Genomic DNA, 19,734 nt, shown 5'->3' on the forward strand with positions numbered 1-19,734 from the left:
TACTTCCATCCTATCGGGGAACAACCACCTGCTCTTCAAGAGCGTGACCACTTCTGGCCATCAGGGGCGACTCGCTCCCGCGATTACCCCATGTGGGAAAAAAGCGCCAATTCGACCTGCCGCTGTCGCGAGCCGATATTGCCGATTTCCTGGGGCTGACGATCGAGACGGTCTCCCGCCAGATGTCGAAACTGAAAGCTGATGGCGTGATCTCGATCATCGCCAACAGACATATCAAGGTGCCGAAGTTATCGAAACTCAAGGCCTGCTGCGGTTCGTGAAGATCCCTGTGCGACATTCTTGAATGCATGTTGCCGAGCAGGCCCATTCCGTGCAGGAGTGACGGTTCACCTCGTTCGATAAGAGATCTGCATGTCTGCCTTTGCCAATCCGCTTGTTTCCCGCCTGTCTCCGCCACCCATTCCCTCGGTTCTTGCCTGGGCTCGCGAGTACAAGGGCGCCAAGGGGTCCCCGGTCGATCTTTCGCAGGCGGTGCCCGGCTATCCAGCCCATCCCGAAATGCTGCGGTTGCTTGGCGAAGCGGCATCTTCGCCAAAGACGACGGGCTATGGTCCGATCGAAGGTGAGGGCGTGCTGAGAGACGTCTATGCCCAGCATATGTCTGATGTCTATGGGGCGTCGGTTTCCGCCGCCAACATTCATATCACCGCGGGCTGCAACCAAGCCTTCATGTCAGCGGCAATCGCGCTTGCCGGCGCGGGCGATACGGTGGCGCTGACCAATCCGTTCTATTTCAATCAAGAGACGACGCTGTCGATGCTCGGCATCAAGCGTGTATTGGTCGACTGCGACGCGCAAAATGGCTTCCTGCCCGAGGTTCAGTCGGCAAAAAGGGCTCTGGTCGGCGGCGCCAAGGTGCTGGCGGTCGTGACGCCGAACAATCCGACGGGGGCGATCTATCCGCCTCAATTGCTGCTTGAGCTGTTCACGCTCTGCCGCAAGCATGGGGCATGGCTGATCGTCGACGAGACCTACCGCGACTTCCTTCCCAAGGGCTACGGCGCTCCGCATCCGCTGCTGACGATCCCGGGCTGGGAAGACACGCTGATCCTGCTCTATAGCTTCTCGAAGTCCTTCTGCATTCCCGGCCATCGTCTTGGAGCGATTACGGCTGGGGTCAACGTGCTCGCCGAGATCACCAAGGTGATGGACAACATGCAGATCTGCGCGCCGCGCGCCGCGCAGGTTGCCGTTGCCGCGGCGATGCCGATCCTTGCGGATTGGCGGGCGGAAAACCGCCTGGAGATCGCGCGCCGTGCCGATGCCTTGCGGGCCGTGATGTCGGGACTGCCAGGCTGGGAGATCGGCGCGGTCGGCGCCTATTTCGCGTTTATCCGCCATCCCTTCGAGGATCTCAGCTCAGCCGCTGTCGCAGAGCGTCTGGCGAAGGAAGCGGGCGTCGTTTGCCTGCCGGGAAGCTATTTCGGAAAAGGGCAGGAGCACTATCTCCGGCTCGCTTTCGCCAATGCCGATGCAACTTCGATCGGTCTGCTCGCAGATCGCCTACGGTAACTTCGAATGATGAAGGCCCGCATGAGCGGGCCTTTATCGCTTCCGGCTGGTTGCCTTGTGTCAAACGACGACCGTCAGCGGTGGTATCCGCTTGTCTGCTGGGTTATCCTGTTCAGAGGCCTCCAGCAGATTGAGCTCCCGCCGCTCCTTCTCCGACACGATCGCAAGGTCGATGACCTTCTGCAGGTTTGCGGCGTGGCGGAACGTCGGGTCGTCCTGCTTTCCGGTTCTGACCGCTTCGGCAAAGCGCTGGTAATTTGTCAGCACTGCAGGGACCTCGATATCACGCCAAATAGCATTCTCGATGTCCTCGCCGAAGCAGCCGCGCAGTTCGGAACCGTCCGGACGATGGATCACTTCCAGGCTGCCCCTTTCGCCGTAGATACGAAGCTTCAGCTCGTTGAGATGGCCGGTCGCCCAACGGGTGGCGTGGATGACGCCGAGAGCACCGTTGGTGAAATCGACCGACATCGTGAAGCTGTCGTTGGCATCCAGCAGATACTCGCCAATCTGGCCGCCCGGTGCCTTGTTGAAGGTCTTCAGGCGGGCAAAGACGTGGTCGATATCGGTCGCTGCTCCATAGGCCGCGAAGTCGAGGATGTGGATGCCGACATCGCCGAGCACGCCGTTCGAGCCGTGGCCGGTCGACAGACGCCACAGCCAACGCGATTCCGTGCGCCAGTCGCCCCAGGCGCGCGAGACCAGCCAGCTTTGCAGGTAGGAGGCCTCGACGTGACGGATGGTGCCGAGTTCACCGGCCAGCACCATTTCGCGGGCGCGCTGCAGCGGAGCCACGTTGCGATAGGTGAGGTTGACCATGTTGATGACGCCGGCAGCTTCCGCGGCCTCCGTCATCTCCAGCGCATCGGCGTAGTGCTCCGCCAGCGGCTTTTCGCAAAACACATGCTTGCCGGCGGCGATCAGCGCCAGACTGGTCGGGTGGTGGATACGATCCGGCGTTACGTTGGTGGCCGCGTCGAATTCACCCCAGGCGATCGCTTCCTCGAGCGTCTGAAAACGCTTCTCGATGTGGAAGTGATCGGCAAATTCGGCAAGGCGCGCCGGGTCGGTATCGACGGCGCCGACCACTTCCACGCCATCGATGGCGAGGAAGTTGGTAACCTGGTTTTTGGCCATCGTGCCTGTGCCAAGAACGAGTAGTCGCATATGTGTGCTCCTCAGCGGTAACCGGCTTCGCCGGCCTGATGCAGCCGCGGGCCGCGTTCGACGATGGGCTCGAGGGCCTTTTCGACCGGAACATTCGGGGCATCGGTGATGCTCTTCAGATCGCCCTGCGGGTTATAGGCCCATTTCACGCCGTTGATGAGTACCTTCTGAACGTTGGCATCATGATAGGTCGGATAGGTTTCATGGCCAGGGCGGAAGTAGAAAATGTTACCAGCCCCGCGGCGCCAGGTCAGGCCCGAGCGGAAGACTTCGCCGCCCTGGAACCAGGAGATGAAGACCGTTTCGAGCGGCTCCGGCACCGAGAACTGCTCGCCGTACATTTCCTCGTTCTCCAGCACGAAGTTTTCGTCGAGGCCGGCTGCGATCGGGTGGCGCGGGTTGATCGTCCAAAGACGCTCGCGCTCGCCGGCCTCGCGCCACTTCAGCGCGCAGGGCGTGCCCATCAGGCGCTTGAAGATCTTCGAGAAGTGGCCGGAATGCAGCACGAGGAGGCCCATGCCTTCCCAGACGCGCTTGGCGACGCGTTCGACGACGACGTCGGAAACGGCGCCGTGGTCCTTGTGGCCCCACCAGGTGAGCACGTCGGTTTCGGCGAGGCGCGCCTCGGTCAGGCCGTGTTCCGGCTCCTGCAGCGTCGCTGTCGTCGCACTGATACCAGGATCGGTGTTCAGCGCATTGGCGATGGTGGTGTGCATGCCTTCGGGATAGATGCCCCGAACGATGGCATTGGTTGTTTCGTGGATGTTTTCACCCCAGACAATGGTACGAATAGCCAAGTTGCTGCTCCTTCATGCGATAGCGGACCGAAACCGATGGGAAAGCGGTCGGATCCTGTGGTTTGATGGTGTCAGGCCGCGCCTTTGAGGGGCATCCTCTCGAGCGCGCGTCCGGATTGGTCGAAGCGGTGAACGTAGCCCTGAACCGGTGCGACGCCGAGTTTCTGGCCGGGTTGATGGCTCGATACGCCCGTTTCGCGAACGACGAGCGGTTCCGGTATGCCGATGTCTAGATAGACGAAACTATCCGAGCCGAGGATTTCGGAATGGATGACGGTTCCCGTCCAGGCGGGCGCCTGCTGGACGATCTCGATGTGTTCGGCCCGCACGCCGATGGTGTGGGCGTTGTAAGGTGCCGAAAATTCGCCCGTCAGAAAATTCATCTTCGGCGAACCGATGAAGCCGGCGACGAAAACGGAATTCGGTGTCTCGTAGAGTTCAAGCGGGGTGCCGACCTGTTCGACAACGCCGTCGCGGAGCACGCAGATGCGGTCGGCAAGCGTCATTGCCTCGACTTGGTCGTGGGTGACGTAGATCATCGTCGTGCCGTGCATGCTGCGGTGAAGCTTTGCGATCTCCAGCCGCGTTGCGACGCGCAGAGCGGCATCTAGATTCGATAGGGGCTCGTCGAACAGGAACACCTTGGGGTCGCGGACGATGGCGCGACCGATCGCGACACGCTGACGCTGACCACCCGACAGTTGACGTGGCAGACGCTCCAGATAAGGCGACAGCTGCAGCATGCCGGCTGCCTGCTCGACGCGGGCCTTGCACTCGTCCTTGGTGCGTCCCGACAGCTTCATGCCGAAGGCCATGTTCTCGAACACGGTCATATGCGGATAGAGCGCATAGGATTGGAAGACCATGGCAATGCCGCGCTTCGAAGGAGCGTAGCGGTTCACCGCCTCGCCATCGAAGGAAAGCGTGCCCGAGGTGATGTCCTCTAACCCGGAGATCAACCGCAGCAGCGTGGACTTGCCGCAGCCGGACGGGCCGACGAAAACCATGAATTCGCCCTTGCGGATATCAAGCGAGACGCCCTTGATGACGTCAAGCGCACCGAAGCTCTTGCGGATATTATCGAGTCGAATCTGTGCCATATCGTGCTTTCTTCAACCTTTGACACCGCCGGCTGTCAGGCCGGAGATGATGCGCCGCTGGAATATCAGGACCAGGACAACGACAGGTACCGTGACGATGACGGAGGCTGCCATGATGTTGCCCCATGGGATTTCAAACTGGCTGCCGCCCGAAAGCAGGGCGATGGCAACCGGCACTGTTCGCTGAGCGTCCGATGAGGTGAAGGTTAGGGCGAAGAGGAATTCATTCCAGGCCGTAATGAAGGCGAGCAGCCCCGTCGTCACCAGAGCCGGCCACATCAGCGGCATGAAAACCTGGGTGATGATGACCCAGGGCGAGGCGCCGTCAACGATTGCCGCTTCCTCGATTTCGATCGGCAGATCGCGCATGAAGGTGGTCAGCACCCAGACCGTGAAGGGCAGGGTAAAGATCATGTAGGAGAAGATCAGCGCGAAAGGCGTGTTGAAGATGCCGATCCAGCGGATCAGCTCGAAAAGGCCGGCAAGCACCGCGATCTGTGGGAACATCGAGACCGACAGGATCGTCAGCATCAGGAGCGCGCGGCCGCGGAAATTGACGCGGGCAAGCGCATAGGATGCGGTGACGGCGAGCAGCAGCGAGGCTGCGACGACGAGGATGGCAACCAGTAGGGAGTTGCCGAGGCTGCGGATGAAGCTGCCTGTGGTGAGGACCGTCGTGTAGTTGGTGAGCGAGATCGAGGTCGGCCAGTAGTTGACTTCGAAGAGGGCGGTGCCGGCTTTGAAGCTCGTCAGGATCGCATAGTAGAACGGAAAGACCGCGACGACGACGATAACGGTGACGAGCAGGTAGAAGAGTGTGTTCTTGGTCAGGGTCAGCAGCATCAGCGATCGCTCCCACCGAGTTTGACGCGACCAAGCCACATGTAGAGCACGGTGATCGTCGCGATGATCAGGAAGAGCACCGTCGAGGCTGTCGCCCCATAGGCGAACTTGTCGAAGTCGAAGAGATTTTCGCGCGCCATGACGGACATGGTCTTGGTCTGCGCATTGTTCGGCGTCAGCACGAAGATGAGGTCGAAGATGCGCATCGCGTCCAGCATACGGAAGATCACGGCGACCATGATGGCCGGGCGAACCAGCGGCAGCGTCAGCCGCCAGAAGACGCGGATCGGGTTGATGCCGTCGATCTTGGCCGCCTCGTAGATATCGGCGGGGACCATCTGCAGCCCGGCGAGAATAAGCAGTGCCATGAAGGGCGTTGTCTTCCAGATGTCGACGATGAGGACCGCGACCATCGCGGTGTCGGGATTGGCCGTCCAGGCGATCTTCTGACTGATCAGCCCGAGGCCGAGCAGGATATCGTTCAGGATGCCGAACTGGTCGTTGAGCATCCACGCCCACATCTTGGCGGAAACGATCGTCGGGATCGCCCAGGGAATGAGAATGGCGGCGCGTACGATGCCACGACCGGGGAAATTCGCGTTCAACACCAGGGCGACAACAAGGCCGAGGATCGTTTCGATGGTCACCGACAGGAACGCGAACTTCATCGTGTTCCAGACCGCTTTCCACCAGTTCGGGTCGGCAAGCAGGCCACTATAGACAGTTCGCCCGCTCTTCAACGTGATCCAGGAGAGATAATTCTTGAAGCCGACAAACTGCGCGTCGCCGAGGCTCGTGAGCGATGCGTTCGTGAAGCTGAAATAGATCGTCCTGAAGAGAGGCCATCCGGCAACGACGGCCAGAATGAACAGGGTGGGGGCCAGAAACATCCAGGCGGAACGGACGCGCTCGGCGCGCAAGTCCGACGAGGTATTGACGGCGCGCGCTCGCGATCCGACGCTTTGGGAAACTGCGACTTCTGTCATGAGGTACCCGCTTCTTGAGGCGATTTGACGATGGCGTCTTCAGGGAAAGGCAGCGGCGGACGTCCGCCGCTGCCGATGCCGTCGATTACCAGTTCTCGCCCTTCAGCGTCGTCAGGTCGGCTTCGAGAAGCTCGAGGTTTTCTGCGGAGGTGCCGTTGCCCGAAAGCGAGTTGTGAACGGCGGTCCAGAACTTCGAGGAGACCTCGTTGTACTTGACCTTGGCGGATGCCGACGGCCGCGGAACGGCGTTCTGGAAGATCGGCTTCCAGTTTGGCATGAACGGCTGTGCGGCCGCGATGTCCTTGTCATCATAAAGCGCCACAAGCGTCGGCAGGTTGGAGAGTTCGATCGCGCGCTGCTTCTGGCTTTCCTTGGAGGTCAGGAACTTGACGAGGGCAATCGCGGCGTCCTGGTTCTGCGAGTACTTGGAGACGGCAAGGTTCCAGCCGCCGAGCGTCGAGGACGGCGTGTCGCCCTCCTTGGCAACCGGAAGCGTCGTCACATCGAACTTGCCCTTGACGGCGCTGTCTCCACCATTGCCGAGAGCGTAAGCGTAGGGCCAGTTGCGCATGAAGACGGCATTGCCGGTCTGCCAGACGCCGCGGGACTCTTCTTCCTGGTAGGCCAGCACGCCGCCGGGCGAGATCGTTCCGACCCACCCCTTGGCGCGGTCAAGCGCTGCTGCTGCGTTTTCGTTGTTGATGGAGATCGTGCCATCGGCTTCGATGATCTGGCCGCCGCCCGACGATTTCACCCATTCGAGCGCGTTGCAGGTCAGGCCTTCATAGGCGTTGCCCTGGAAGACATAGCCCCACAGATCCTTCTGGCCGGCAGCGCGTTCCTTCTCCTGGATTTCCTTGGCGGTCGCCGCCATTTCGTCCCAGGTCTTCGGCGGCTGCTTGCCGTACTTGTCGAGCAGGTCCTTGCGGTAGAAGAGCGCCGGCGCATCGGTATAGAGCGGCATGGCGACGAGGCGACCGTTCACGGTCTGCGAGGCGATGATCGACGGGAAGAAATCGCCGACGACGTCCTTTGCCGCATCCTTCAGATCGACGAACTGGTCGGCAAGCTGCGGCGCCCAGATGACGTCCGTCTGATAGACGTCGACGTCCTTGTTGCCGGCGGCGAGCCAGAGGCGATACTGCGAAAACTGTTCAGTGGACGACGACGGCATGGTCACGATGCTGACCTTGTTGCCGGTCGCCTTCTCGAAGGCATCGAGCTGCTTGCGGAACAGGTCGAGATTCTTGCCGGTCGAGCTTGCGGAAATGCTGATATCGGCCGCGAACGAGGGCTGTGCGATACCGATCAGCGCGGCCGCGACGGCGACCGCTGTGAAACGAAACGTCATATCTTCCTCCCAAAAGAACCAAACATTGGAAAAATTGAAAACGGTTTGGCTGGAAAAAACTGTCAGAAGCTCGATATTGAGTCAAGCGGGTGCTCGTGTCAAAGTCGTACAACCGCGATCAAATATTGATAGCAAAGCAAAATCATAGGGATGTCGCTGAATTCGGTTGTGGGAAAAGAGCAGGATCTCCGGCCGAGGAATATCTAAAATTGAAAACGGTTTGGCTGTTTGTATGCTGCTATGCTTAGGCCATAAGGGAAGACAGCATTTGCTGGCGCAGCCGGCTGGATCAGCACGAAAGACGCAATGTCGCATGAAGCTTAAAGAGTTCGCGAAACAAGTGGGATTGTCCCCCACAACAGTCAGTCGTGCCCTGAGTGGCTATCCCGAGGTGAGTGAGACGACACGCGCGCGTGTTGCGGAAGCCGCCGTCAGGTTGGGTTACAGTCCGAACGTGAATGCTGTGCGGCTGAAGACCGGCCGGGCCGGGGCAATCGGCGTGGTGATGGGGCGTGCCGGCGAATTCCACTTCGCCGAGTTCATGGCCGGCATGGCGGAGCGACTGGTCGCGGATGAGACCGACATTCTCGTCATCCCGATGGCGGATCCGAATCATGAAGACGAGATGCAGCTCTACCGGCGACTCGTGGAGAGCCGGCGCGTCGATGCGATCATCGTCCACTCGCCCAAGCCCAACGATGAGCGCATTGCGCTGCTCCACGAACTCGGCATGCCGTTTCTTGTGCATGGCCGATCTGCCATCGACGTGCCGCATGCCTGGCTCGACATCGATAACGAAGGTGCGATCAAGCGGGCAACATCGCATTTGATCGATCTCGGTCATCGGCGCATTGCCATGATCAACGGGCGGCCGGGCGCGACCTATGCCCTTCATCGAGACAGTGGCTTCCGCAAGGCTCTCCAGAGCCACGGTATCGAGCCTGATCCGCAGCTGATGGCGAGTGGAAACTTCACCGACGAGCTTGGCTTCCGATTCGCACGCTCTTTCCTCGAACAGCCCAACCCGCCAACGGCCTTCGTTGCGGGATCAATGATGACGGCGCTCGGCGTTTATCGTGCGGCTCGGTCGCTGGGGCTTCAGATTGGCCGGGATGTCTCGGTCGTCGCGCATGACGATGTCTTTCCATATCTGACTGCAGACAACATGGTGCCGTCGCTTTCGGCAACGCGGTCGTCGATGCGTGCGGCGGGATCGCGATGTGCCGATCTCGTGCTGCAGCTGTTGTCAGGGCGGTCTCCGCTGGAGATCCACGAATTGTGGCCTGTCGAACTGATCCTGCGCGAATCGACGGGGCCGGCGAGGCAGTCCTTGTCCTGATGTTAATATCCGGATGCTGTGTTTACGGAGCGGGCTGCAGGTACAATATCGCGCGGTTTTCCGAAACGCTGGAAAGATGATTTCTGCGTCAGCGGAATTTCGGTGCTTGGTTGATTGAGCGGACGGCGCCAAAACCGCATATTGACAACGGTTGCTCACGCATGTCGGCCATCCTCCCGGTCGAGGAGCAACTGTTCCCTCTGGAGGTTCTTGACCTTCATACTCTAGCCACCGTGTAAAGCGGTGGCTTTTTTTTGGCATTAGTTCGCAAGTGCCGCAGAGACAGATCGTAGACCAGGCGGTCTCCCGGCTATCGCAGAAATACTAGTCGGCCAACGATTTGGTACCCTGTAACCTTAAGGCATCTTCATCTGACCGGTAGTCGAAATGGTCTCTTGGATATGCTGCTAACTGTGGCAGGTATTCGCACCAATTATTGCTGTCTACGGTGTTAACAAGCCACCTTACCGTCGGTTCAACAGACTGGGCATAGGTCATCGCCGCTGTTGCCGCCCCTGAACAAATCATAGGGCTAGGGATTGACCAAGGGGTCGCGCCAAGCTCTGGAGGGTATGACGCCGTCTCAGGCAGACCCATTAGCTCTGCCTGCACGCCCATCACATTCATGATCGCGCGACCGATCTCTGAAACGGCAGGGCTATCCGCATCGGAGACGTTTGCAACGGCTGGCAATTTTCCGGCCATTGCTTTCAAAATCGCGTCAGCGATGGCGGAAACAGATGTGGTTTGGAAACGGCTACGTCCCTGATACGCCAGCGGAATAACGGCTCTACCGTCCAACAACCTTTTCACGAACCACCATTCCCGTGCGTGCTTGCTTTGAGGTCCATGAATGGCGCAAGGACGCAGAATAGTAACCGGGCATGACGCGCCCGTTAGAAGCTTATTTTCCATCGCGACTTTGCGTGTCGAGTAGGTTTTAGAACCGGGGGCAACGGTTGGGCTTTGCTCATTAAGCGGTAATTCGAAAACTGGAAATCCGCATTCGAAGGCCTCATCGAGTGTTCGCCCATCGTTGTCGCAATAGACACTTGCACTTGAAATCGCAACGATCCGTCCTGCCGCGCGGCCCGCCTGTATAAGGCACTCGGCGTCACGTTCGTCGAATGCAACGCACGAGAGCAGCAAATCGGTCCTGTCGCCAACAATTGCGGTCAGCTTTTGAGTATCACGCGCGTCAACTTCGACATGGTTGCAGTCGCGCATCAAAGCCGCAGGAGAACGACTCAAAGCCGTGACGCGCCATCCTTCTCGAAGTAGGCTCTGTCCTACCGCTTGGCCAATCTGGCCCGTTCCGCCGACGATCACAGCTTGTCGCATTGGATTCACCAGAGTTCGCAACATCACCAGCTTAGAGACAGGTGGCTCCACTACAAACTAAAATCACGACGTCGCCACATTGCCGCAAAAGGTAGTATGACCAGCTGACTTTTCCGCTCCGTAAGTGACCGCAGTCGGCGCAATGGCCGCCGTCAGCCTCGCAAGATGGCCGGTCGCATTTGATTGTTCCGTATTTTGTGCCCATCGCCCTGCCGAAGCACCTCGGAACATTCGCTTGTGGCTCCCGTTTTCCCTGAAGGAAAGAGCTGAAGGAGAGCGTCATGCAGATTGTCGGCACACAGGTGGTTCCCGAAATGGGCGGCAAGCTGGGCTTCACGGTGGAATTCGTAGGCGACGGCGGGGAGGTGGTTTCCGTGCTGTTGCGCAATGACGAGACGCAATCCGTCAACTCAAGGAATGCAGTCGAATTGGCCAAGGCGGTCATGTTGGAGATGGCTGCCGCCGAGGCCGGTGACGTCAACTCTGATGGACCGACGGCGCGGTTGAGCGCCCGTGCAGCAGGCGATCGCAACGCCATAGAAGAACAGCTCGATGAGGGATTGGAAGGCACATTTCCGGCGAGCGATCCGGTTTCGGCAACCGGCTCCACGATCTCGAGGGGGCCAGCAAAACATTGAGAGGGCAAGGAGAAGATCGTTTCATCCGCTGTGCTGCGGTTCCAGGGTTGCCATCGACGCAAAAAAGAGCGCCAAACCCGCGGGGTCCCGGAACTTTTTCGCCTCCAATCTGTTGAATCCTCTCGTTGCAAACGCGGGCGGGTGATCACGTGCCTCACATCCGAAAGATCGATCGCAAGAGCGGGCAGATAGATGCCCGAGACCGGCTGATTATTGCGCTCTACGCGCAGCTCAAGGCCGAACGCCAGACCCGCGAAACTCTTGAATGGGTGATCCGCAACGGAGGACTGTCGAAGGATGTGCTCGAAGCTATCGCTGCCGACCCGGTTCCGGTGGTGACGAGCGACGATGTCGCATCCGTTGAGAAGATCATAGCCTTGGACGAAAGGCGCCGGCGTAAACTGCAGAACGACAACTGAGGGGAATGTCATGGCAGCTCGGGCAAGCTGGAAAGGCCATCTGAAGGTCGGGGACCTCGTGTGCGGCGTGGGACTATATACCGCCGTGTCCACATCGGACCGCATCTCATTCAACATCATCAACCGCAAGACCGGTCATCGCGTAGAGCGGCAGTTCGTCGACAGCGAGACCGGCAAGGCCGTTGAACGCGATGATCAGGTCAAGGGATACCAGCTGGACAACGGCGAATACATCGTGATCGAGGGCGATGAGATTGCCGGCGTCATGCCGGAGAGCGACAAAGTGCTGAACGTCCAGAACTTCGTGCCCTACAACGAAATCAACAAGCTCTATTTCGATAAGCCCTACTATCTGGCGCCGGCGGGCGACGATGACGAGGAGGCGCTCGGGCTGATCGCTCGGGCGATGCGCGATCAGAAGGTTGCGGCGATCGCAGAGGCGGTGCTTTTCCGCCGCAACCGCACGGTCCTGATCCGGCCGCAGGACGACCATGTCGTCGCGACGACGTTGAGCTTCGACTACGAGGTCCGCAAGCCGGATACGGTCTTCAAGGATATTCCGGAGATGAAGTTCGATGAGGAAATGCTCGAACTAGCCGGCCATATCATCGGCACGAAAAAGGGCACCTTCAATCCACAGGAGTATGACGATCGCTACGAGATGGCGCTTTCGGAGCTGGTGAAGGCGAAAATCGAGGGCAGGGAGCTGCCGAAAGCGAAACCAAAGCCTCAGGGCAAGGTCATCGATCTCATGGATGCCCTGCGTCAGAGCGCCAAGCTGAGTGCTAAGCCACGGGCCGGCAAGCGCGCCGCTAGCGGGCAGACGAAGGCGAGCTAACCATGGCTCTGGAGGCCTATCAGGCAAAACGCAATTTCCAGGTAACGCCCGAGCCGCGGGGGAGCCGGCGTGGCGGCAAGTCTCCAGTACCAGCAGCGCTTAGCTTCGTCGTTCAGAAACACGATGCGACGAGACTTCACTATGACTTCCGGCTTGAGCTCGATGGCGTGCTGAAGAGCTGGGCCGTCACTCGCGGGCCAAGCCTCAATCCTGATGAAAAGCGGCTTGCCGTTCACGTCGAGGACCATCCGCTGGACTATGGCGACTTCGAAGGCATCATCCCGAAGGGGCAATATGGTGGCGGCACGGTGCTCGTTTGGGATCGGGGCACCTGGACGCCGAATGGCGATCCGCACAAGGGCTACAAAAAGGGCCACATGGAGTTCGACCTCGACGGAGAGAAGCTTTGCGGTCGCTGGCACCTCGTGCGCATGCACGGCAAACCGGGTGAACGGCAGGAAAACTGGTTGCTCATCAAGGCAGAAGACGCGGAGGCTCGCCACAAAGGCGACATTCTCAAACAGCGGCCGGAATCGGTGAAAAGCGGCCGCAAGATCGAAGAGGTGGCCAAGCACCCTGACGCCACCTGGAACTCCCGACCCAAGGGCGCATCAAAGCCGGCCTCTGTGAAGCCTGTAGCGGCCCGGGCGAAGCCGAAACGACATGAGTGGCCGAAGGGCGCCGAAAAGGCCCCGATGCCTGCCTTTGTCGAGCCCGAGCTTGCCAAGCTCAAGGCCAAACCACCGTCGGGCGAAGAGTGGATCCACGAAATCAAGTTCGACGGATACCGGCTGCAGGTGCGGCTTGAGAACGGCAAGGCCGTGCTGTCGACGCGCGGTGGGCTCGACTGGACCGAAAAGTTCGGCCAGGAGATCGTTGACGCCTTCGCGGCACTGCCGGCCAAGTCGGCGATCATGGACGGAGAGATCGTCGTCGAGCGGGAAAGCGGCGCCTCCGATTTTTCGGCCCTCCAGAACGATCTCAGCGAAGGGCGTCACGATCGGTTCGTCTTTTACGCCTTTGATCTGCTCTATCTCGACGGATACGACCTGCAGAAAGCGCGGCTCACCAGACGTAAGGAGTTGCTGCAGGGGCTGCTGGCAGATGCTGACGGAGGGCTGCGCTACAGCGAGCATTTCGCCGAGAAGGGTGCCGTGGTGCTGGAGCATGCCCGCAAGCTCGGTCTCGAGGGCATTATTTCGAAAATGGCCGACAGCGAATATGTGTCCGGGCGCACCGGCGACTGGGTCAAATCGAAGTGCCTGCAGAGGCAGGAATTCGTAGTCGGCGGCTATGTGCCTTCGACCTCGATGAAGAATGCGATCGGCTCATTGGCGATGGGCGTCTACCGCAATGGCAAGCTGGAGCATGTGGGCCGGGTCGGAACAGGTTTCAGCGTCAATATCGCGCACGAGCTCTATGAGACGCTGTCGGCGATGGAACAGAGAGAGAGTTCGTTCGACGATGAGCTCACCGCAGAGGAACGACGCGGGCTTGTTTATGTCACTCCGAAGCTTGTTGCCGAGGTCGAGTTTCAGGCATGGTCGGCGGACCACAATTTGCGGCACGCCGCGTTTCGTGGGTTAAGGGAAGACAAGGCGCCAGAGGATGTGATGCCCGAAGCAACAAATACAACTGCTCAGGAACTGCCTCAGTCCAAGGTCACGCTCACGCACCCGGATCGCATCTATTGGCCGGAGGAGGGCATCACAAAACAGGGGCTGGCCAGTTATTATGCGCGGGTGTGGCGCTTCATCGAACCCTACGTGACCAAGCGGCCGTTGGCGCTGCTGCGTTGTCCTGATGGTATCGGCGGGCAGCGGTTTTTCCAAAAGCATGCCTGGAAGGGCATGAACTCAAGCATCGAACAGATCACCGATCCGAAGGACAGAGGCGGCGAGAAATTGCTGCGCATAATGGACTTCGACGGGATGATTGCGCTTGTCCAATCCGCCGTGCTGGAGATCCATCCCTGGGGTGCCACGACAGCCAGCTGGGAACGACCCGACATGATCACCATGGATCTCGATCCGGCCGATGGTGTCAGCTGGACAGATGTGATCGCCGCCGCCAACGAGCTGAAGGAGCGTCTGGAAGCGGCCGGTCTCGCGGCCTTCGTCAAGACCTCCGGTGGCAAGGGACTGCATGTCGTGACGCCGCTGAAACCGAAGGCGAGCTGGGTTCAGGTCAAGGCCTTCGCCAAGGCACTCGCCGATGGCATGTCGAAAGATCAGCCGGACAAATATCTCGCGACCGCCACGAAGGCGAAGCGGACCGGCAAGATTTTCATCGACTACCTGCGCAATGGGCGCGGCAACACGGCAGTCGCCGCCTATTCGACGCGTGCGCGGCCGGGGGCTGCCGTCTCCATGCCGCTTGAGTGGAAAGAGTTGACCGAGGAAATAGGTCCGGCCTATTTCACGGTCGACAACGCGCCCGCGCGTCTCGATACCCTGAGGAGCGATCCGTGGGTGGACTTCTTTGCTGCCGCCGTCCCGCTCGAGAGGCGAAAATAACGGACTGCTAGTTGCGGTGCCTCAGTGAGATTTCGGACGGCCTGTTTCCTTGGCGAGGCTCTTTTTCAGAGCGTCCATGATATTGACGACGTTGCCCGTCGGCCTCGGTGCCGGCCGCTTGGCGGATGGCGGTGTGGCTTTGACGAGGCTTTTCTGCTTCGCCCGGATCATCGCCCTCAGCCGTTTCTGGATCGGATCCTGCACCATGGCAGGCTGCCAGTCCTCGGTCCGGTCCTTCACCAGCTTCTTCATCATGGAGAGCACGGTGTCATCCACTTTGCTGTGGCTGTCCAGTGTCGCTGCCGGCGGGCGAACCTCGTCGCCGAAATGTAGCGTCCAGAGGATGATGCCCTTGCCCTGCGGCTCAAGCAGAACTGCCCGCTCGCGCCGGTAGAGAACAAGTCGGGCGATACCGACGACATCGTTTGCCTTCATCGACTCCCGGATCACGCAAAAAGCTTCGGTGCCGACCTTGTCCTCCGGGGTGAGAAAATGTGGTTTGTCGTACCAGATCCAGTCGATCGAGCCGCGCGGCACGAAGGTATCGATGTCGATCGTCTTCGTGCTTTCCAGCCCGACTTCATCGAGCTCCTTGTCCTCAAGAATGACATAGTCGTCTTCGCCGCGCGGATATCCCCGGGCTTGATCCTTATTGGCAATCGGCTTGTGGGTGACACTGTCGACGTAGCGGCTTTCGACGCGGTTCTTCGTCTTTCGGTTCAGGACATGAAATCGAAGCTGGTTGCTGTCTGTCGTCGCCGGTGTCAGCGATACCGCTGCGGTAACGAGTGACAGTTTGAGATAGCCCTTCCAATAGGTCTGACGTGCCATTTGCGCCCTGGCGCCCTGGCGCCATCTCCCGTGGCCGCATTCGCGGCAATTCCTCATAACGGCGTGAGCTGCAGTTTGGTTCCATTGCAAGCGTCGCGAAGCGTGCGCATACAGGGAAATAGTCGCTGTCAGCAGCCGTTGAGGCCTTTCAGCCAGCGTAGCACGGCGATTTCACCCTGATCCATCCAGCGCAGCAACCTGGCGTTTCTGCTCGGCCGGGCGCTAGCGAGCTTGGCCAGCTCGCCCGTTTCGAAGCTTTCGAACACCTTTGGATGGACGTAGGACGATCTGCATACGGCGCGCGTGTTGACGAGGCGTGCGGCAACCGCATCGATGACCTCGTTCATCTGTCGCGCGCGCCCAAGCCGGCTTTGCTCCGGTTCGAGCGCCGCAAGCCCTATCGCGGCCATTTGCGTTGCACCCCACGTGCGAAATTGCCGGGAGCTGAAATCGGCTCCGGATGCCTGTCTTATGTAGGCATTGACATCTTGCGACTGGATGGGATGGGAGGCGCCATGGTTGTCGATATACTGGAACAGCTGCTGGCCCGGCAGTTCCTGGAGCATGCGCACGGCGCGCGTGATGCGCCGGTCGCTGTGGCTGAGGCGCCATTCCTTCCCAGATTTGCCCTTGAAGCGGAAGTGAATGCTCGAGCCCGATATTTTCACATGCCTGTTGCGCAGCGTCGTCAGGCCGTAGGAGGCGTTTTCCGAAGCGTAGCTTGCATTGCCGACACGGATATAGAGATTATCCAGCAGCCAGACGATCGTCCCGAGCGCTTTGTCGAAATCGGGCGCCCGACGCCTGAGGTCGGAATCCACCGTCCTGCGGATTGCAGGGAGCGCCGAGCCGAAATCGGCAAGCCGCTCGAACTTGCTTCTGTCCCTCTCCGCAGTCCATTCGCGATGGTAACGATACTGCTTGCGGCCGCGTGCGTCGCGGCCGGTGGCCTGCAGGTGGGAATTCGGATCCGCGGAAATGAGAACCTCGGTATAGGCAGGCGGAATGGCTAAAGCCGAGATTCGCTCGAGTTCCGTCGGATCGCTGATGCGCGTGCCTTTGGTGTCGTAATAGAGAAATCCATTCTTGCCGGCTCGCCTCGTTATGCCGGTTTCCAGGTTCGCGACAAAGACCAGACCGCCGACTGCCGGTGGCTCGCTGAGCGCAGCCGCCAGTTTCTCGTCAAGTTCGCATTTATAGGTCGCTCTCTGGTCCACAGTGACCGGGAAACGCCGTTGCCCCCGGTAGGTTCCGATGCATTGATGGTAACTGTTAATACCTCCGCTGACGGCTGCCAGGAAGCCCGGTGAGCCTGCTATTCAATGACCACTTGAACGTAGGTAGCGCCGCTCTTGGCGCAGTAGTGTGATCCGCAGCGGTAATAATAGCCGCCGTAGTACGCACCGTAGACGCAACCGGCCGGCAGAGTGCTGATGTACACGTTCGTTCTTCGGACGACACGGCGGGTGGTCCGACGGGCAACACCCGCGTAGGAGAGCGGTGTCGGGGGATGCCCGATCACCGCCTCGGCCGGGGTAGATGCCCTGAACGTCAGGGTCGTCAGGTCACTGCCCTCCATGCTGACGTCAAGGGATGCGAAGGCGACTGCGAGCGCAAAGGCGAAAATCCTTACGACGGTTTTCATTGTGCGTCTCCCATCATGCCTGTCGGCGCCGGCAGTTCATCGATCTGACCGAGTTCGCTCAAATCAACCTTCTTTGCATCGCCCGGAATCTCGATCGCGAAGTTTGCGACCTTCACATCTTCTCCCGTGCGGAAATTCCGGACTTCAAGCATGTATTCCGGTGCTTGGACGACATGTTTGCTGGTGACGACATAGCGCTTCGGGATCGGCGTCGATCCTGTCTCGATCCAAATCTGCCAGTCGATGTCATTTTTCAGGAAAGTCAGGTATTCACATTCGACGCCGTCGACGACCGCGCTTGAGATGTGCTTGGCCTCGGTGACGCCGTCCATCAGCGTATCGAAGCTGTTCGAGAGCAGGAGATCGGAGCCGGGAATCTCTGGGCCGGCGTTCTGCAGCCGATCAAAAAGCTCATCAAGGCTCCCCTTCGCGTCGATCTGGGCGTACGCGTCGAGATTCTTGCCATGTACGGTCAGTTTCGTCCCGTCAAAGCCGACATCCAAGTCAGCAAAGCCACCGACACGCGTTACCCGGATTTTGTCTGGTCGGCTGATGGTGGCAGTGCCGGAGCTGACGAATTGCAGTTTCTCGAAAGCTGGCGTTACTGCCTCCACCGACGAGACATAGTCGAAGGAGAACGTCTTCTGCGCCGCCATGTAGTCGGACATCGCCTTCAGAAGTGCCTTCGAATCGTCGGCCCACGCCCCGGTCGGGCCGCTTAGTCCGGCGGTCGTCGCGCACGCGGCAACCAGTGCCTTGAAGCGCGTCGGCAGTGGGAATTTCGGCCCTCACTTTGACAACGGTTGATTGGGTACGCGTTGAATGCTGGGTACGCTAACGTCGCTGGCGGCATTGCCATCGATAGAAGGGCGTAGCGAGGTATCCCTTAGACATGCCCTTGGGGCACTCAAGAACGGCTTGGCACCTTTCTGTCGATCGAACGGAAGCACAGCTACTGCACGTTTCTTTTTCGCGGCCGAAATGTAACTGTAGGTTCATCCTTGTCGCACATCGCAGCTTGCATCGGTCACTATTTATCGCCTGCGTTGCTATTGCTTTTCGCGGAAACATTGTCCCATACTATACTTAGCCTCGGCGTTTGGTGCGTTGGGATCCACTGCGGGGCACGCATGAAATCCAAAGCTCGTGCATCCGTCGAGGTAGGGGAAATGCGTGGCAGATCGTATCGGGGGCTATACCTAATCGGGATTCTTGCAATGGCCGCCGGCTTGTCGTCGTGCGACAGCGGCAGCAATGCGTATGTGCCACCGCCACCCCCGAAGGTGAATGTTGCACAGCCGTTGCAGCAGCCGGTGGTTGAATATTTCGAGCTGACCGGCAATACAGACGCGATCAATGCGGTCGACATCGAAGCGCGAGTTCAAGGCTTTCTCGAGACCATCGACTACAAGGATGGAACTGCCGTGAAGAAGGGCGACAAGCTCTTCAGCATCCAGCGCGACACCTATAAGGCGCAGGTCGACCAAGCCCAGGCGCAGCTGGCCTCGCAGCAGGCGTCGCAGGTTGGAGCGAAGCAGGAATACGACCGGCAGGTCAATCTCATGAAGCAGGAGGTGACGACGCAGACGGCCGTCGACAGCGCCAAGGCGACGCTCGACGAGGCAAACGCCTCCATTCTGAACGCGCAGGCGAGCCTCGATCTCGCAAATATCAACCTCGGATACACGGACGTGGTGGCGCCCTTCGACGGCACGGTGACCGACCATCTTGTTGATGTGGGTGCGCTGGTCGGTGTGTCCGGCCCGACAAAGCTTGCCACGATCGTTCAGACTGACCCGCTCTACGTTTATTTCAACGTCAGCGAATCGCAGGTGCTGATGATCAAGCAGAGCCTTGCAAAGGCAGGGCGTAAGCTGACCCAGACTGATCTTCCGAGCATACCGGTCGAGATCGGGTTGGGCGACGAAGAGGGATACCCACACAAGGGCCACCTCGACTATGTCGCTCCGCAGGTCGATGCCTCGACAGGCACGCTCTCGGTTCGAGGCATTATCGATAACAAGGACCATGCGCTCCTGCCGGGCCTCTTCGTGCGCGTTCGTGTCCCGGTCGCCCACAAGGACAAGGCGCTTCTCGTTCGCGACGACGCGATCGGCACCAACCAGCAGGGCAACTATGTACTGGTGCTTGGCAAGGACGATGTGATCGAGCAGCGACCCGTCAAGATCGGTCAGCGCGACGGGTCCATGCGCGTTATCGAGTCCGGTATCGATGCCGGCGACTGGGTGGTCATGGCCGGCATTCAACGGGCCGTGCCCGATATGAAGGTCACGCCTGAGAGAATCACGATAGACGCTGCCGCGGCAACAGGGGATCCCAGCGGATCGAAGGTCCCATGAACCGAGACCACGCCCAATCAAGGAGGCGAA

At 59.6% G+C, this 19,734-nt stretch carries 18 protein-coding genes and 1 pseudogene; 8 read left to right on the plus strand and 11 right to left on the minus strand.

Going from position 1 to position 19,734, the window contains the following annotated elements:
- Nucleotides 1–110 precede the first annotated feature (110 nt).
- Nucleotides 111–281, plus strand: a pseudogene (locus FHX09_RS14850) (helix-turn-helix domain-containing protein); the annotation flags it as partial.
- Nucleotides 282–372: 91 nt separating this feature from the next.
- Complete coding sequence (locus FHX09_RS14855) at nucleotides 373–1,533, plus strand: aminotransferase (protein ID WP_184450291.1); 1,161 nt, start codon at nucleotides 373–375, stop codon at nucleotides 1,531–1,533.
- Between the two features lie 60 nt (nucleotides 1,534–1,593).
- On the opposite strand, the gene FHX09_RS14860 is transcribed toward FHX09_RS14855, so the two are convergent.
- The 6 genes from FHX09_RS14860 to FHX09_RS14885 form a co-directional block, all read right to left on the minus strand.
- Nucleotides 1,594–2,700, minus strand: coding sequence for a Gfo/Idh/MocA family oxidoreductase (locus FHX09_RS14860; RefSeq protein ID WP_007790161.1), 1,107 nt, complete (start codon nucleotides 2,698–2,700; stop codon nucleotides 1,594–1,596).
- A gap of 11 nt (nucleotides 2,701–2,711) precedes the next feature.
- Complete coding sequence (locus FHX09_RS14865; protein WP_132588715.1) at nucleotides 2,712–3,497, minus strand: ThuA domain-containing protein; 786 nt, start codon at nucleotides 3,495–3,497, stop codon at nucleotides 2,712–2,714.
- A gap of 71 nt (nucleotides 3,498–3,568) precedes the next feature.
- The gene (locus FHX09_RS14870) at nucleotides 3,569–4,597 is read right to left on the minus strand and encodes an ABC transporter ATP-binding protein (protein ID WP_132588714.1); all 1,029 of its coding nucleotides are present in this window, start codon (nucleotides 4,595–4,597) and stop codon (nucleotides 3,569–3,571) included.
- 12 nt (nucleotides 4,598–4,609) lie between these two features.
- Nucleotides 4,610–5,440, minus strand: coding sequence for a carbohydrate ABC transporter permease (locus FHX09_RS14875; protein WP_184450293.1), 831 nt, complete (start codon nucleotides 5,438–5,440; stop codon nucleotides 4,610–4,612).
- Nucleotides 5,440–6,426: a sugar ABC transporter permease gene (locus FHX09_RS14880; protein ID WP_184450295.1), complete on the minus strand. Its 987-nt coding sequence runs from the start codon at nucleotides 6,424–6,426 to the stop codon at nucleotides 5,440–5,442. The genes FHX09_RS14875 and FHX09_RS14880 overlap by 1 nt, the downstream gene beginning before the upstream one ends.
- An 85-nt stretch (nucleotides 6,427–6,511) precedes the next feature.
- Complete coding sequence (locus FHX09_RS14885; protein ID WP_007789254.1) at nucleotides 6,512–7,777, minus strand: ABC transporter substrate-binding protein; 1,266 nt, start codon at nucleotides 7,775–7,777, stop codon at nucleotides 6,512–6,514.
- Nucleotides 7,778–8,090: 313 nt separating this feature from the next.
- On the opposite strand from FHX09_RS14885, the gene FHX09_RS14890 reads away from it, so the two are divergent.
- Nucleotides 8,091–9,116 carry a substrate-binding domain-containing protein gene (locus FHX09_RS14890; RefSeq protein WP_184450297.1) on the plus strand — a complete coding sequence of 342 codons (1,026 nt, stop codon included), beginning with the start codon at nucleotides 8,091–8,093 and terminating at the stop codon, nucleotides 9,114–9,116.
- Nucleotides 9,117–9,440: 324 nt separating this feature from the next.
- On the opposite strand, the gene FHX09_RS14895 is transcribed toward FHX09_RS14890, so the two are convergent.
- On the minus strand, nucleotides 9,441–10,457 hold the full coding sequence (locus tag FHX09_RS14895) for an NAD-dependent epimerase/dehydratase family protein (RefSeq protein ID WP_210301553.1): 1,017 nt from the start codon (nucleotides 10,455–10,457) through the stop codon (nucleotides 9,441–9,443).
- 281 nt (nucleotides 10,458–10,738) lie between these two features.
- On the opposite strand from FHX09_RS14895, the gene FHX09_RS14900 reads away from it, so the two are divergent.
- The 4 genes from FHX09_RS14900 to ligD all read left to right on the plus strand — a co-directional run bounded on the left by FHX09_RS14900 (nucleotide 10,739) and on the right by ligD (nucleotide 14,868).
- Nucleotides 10,739–11,095, plus strand: coding sequence for a hypothetical protein (locus tag FHX09_RS14900; protein ID WP_132595233.1), 357 nt, complete (start codon nucleotides 10,739–10,741; stop codon nucleotides 11,093–11,095).
- Nucleotides 11,096–11,244: 149 nt separating this feature from the next.
- Nucleotides 11,245–11,514, plus strand: coding sequence for a hypothetical protein (locus FHX09_RS14905; RefSeq protein ID WP_007789260.1), 270 nt, complete (start codon nucleotides 11,245–11,247; stop codon nucleotides 11,512–11,514).
- A gap of 10 nt (nucleotides 11,515–11,524) precedes the next feature.
- Nucleotides 11,525–12,352, plus strand: coding sequence for a Ku protein (locus FHX09_RS14910; protein WP_184450299.1), 828 nt, complete (start codon nucleotides 11,525–11,527; stop codon nucleotides 12,350–12,352).
- Nucleotides 12,353–12,354: 2 nt separating this feature from the next.
- Complete coding sequence (gene ligD, locus FHX09_RS14915) at nucleotides 12,355–14,868, plus strand: DNA ligase D (RefSeq protein ID WP_184450301.1); 2,514 nt, start codon at nucleotides 12,355–12,357, stop codon at nucleotides 14,866–14,868.
- Between the two features lie 21 nt (nucleotides 14,869–14,889).
- Here the strand turns inward: ligD and FHX09_RS14920 are convergent, their stop codons facing one another.
- The 4 genes from FHX09_RS14920 to FHX09_RS14935 all read right to left on the minus strand — a co-directional run bounded on the left by FHX09_RS14920 (nucleotide 14,890) and on the right by FHX09_RS14935 (nucleotide 18,117).
- Nucleotides 14,890–15,699, minus strand: coding sequence for a Ku protein (locus tag FHX09_RS14920; RefSeq protein WP_184450303.1), 810 nt, complete (start codon nucleotides 15,697–15,699; stop codon nucleotides 14,890–14,892).
- Nucleotides 15,700–15,827: 128 nt separating this feature from the next.
- A complete protein-coding gene (locus FHX09_RS14925; RefSeq protein WP_348649171.1) occupies nucleotides 15,828–16,916 on the minus strand; it encodes a DNA topoisomerase IB in 1,089 nt (362 codons plus the stop codon).
- Between the two features lie 98 nt (nucleotides 16,917–17,014).
- A complete protein-coding gene (locus tag FHX09_RS14930) occupies nucleotides 17,015–17,344 on the minus strand; it encodes a hypothetical protein (protein ID WP_183719318.1) in 330 nt (109 codons plus the stop codon).
- A complete protein-coding gene (locus FHX09_RS14935; RefSeq protein ID WP_183719342.1) occupies nucleotides 17,341–18,117 on the minus strand; it encodes a DUF2092 domain-containing protein in 777 nt (258 codons plus the stop codon). The genes FHX09_RS14930 and FHX09_RS14935 overlap by 4 nt, the downstream gene beginning before the upstream one ends.
- Nucleotides 18,118–18,513: 396 nt before the next feature.
- Here FHX09_RS14935 and FHX09_RS14940 point away from each other — a divergent pair, with 396 nt between their 5' ends.
- On the plus strand, nucleotides 18,514–19,704 hold the full coding sequence (locus FHX09_RS14940; RefSeq protein WP_132595223.1) for an efflux RND transporter periplasmic adaptor subunit: 1,191 nt from the start codon (nucleotides 18,514–18,516) through the stop codon (nucleotides 19,702–19,704).
- Nucleotides 19,705–19,734 lie beyond the last annotated feature (30 nt).

This window comes from Rhizobium sp. BK538 (genome assembly GCF_014197575.1).
Classification (GTDB): Bacteria; Pseudomonadota; Alphaproteobacteria; order Rhizobiales; family Rhizobiaceae; genus Rhizobium.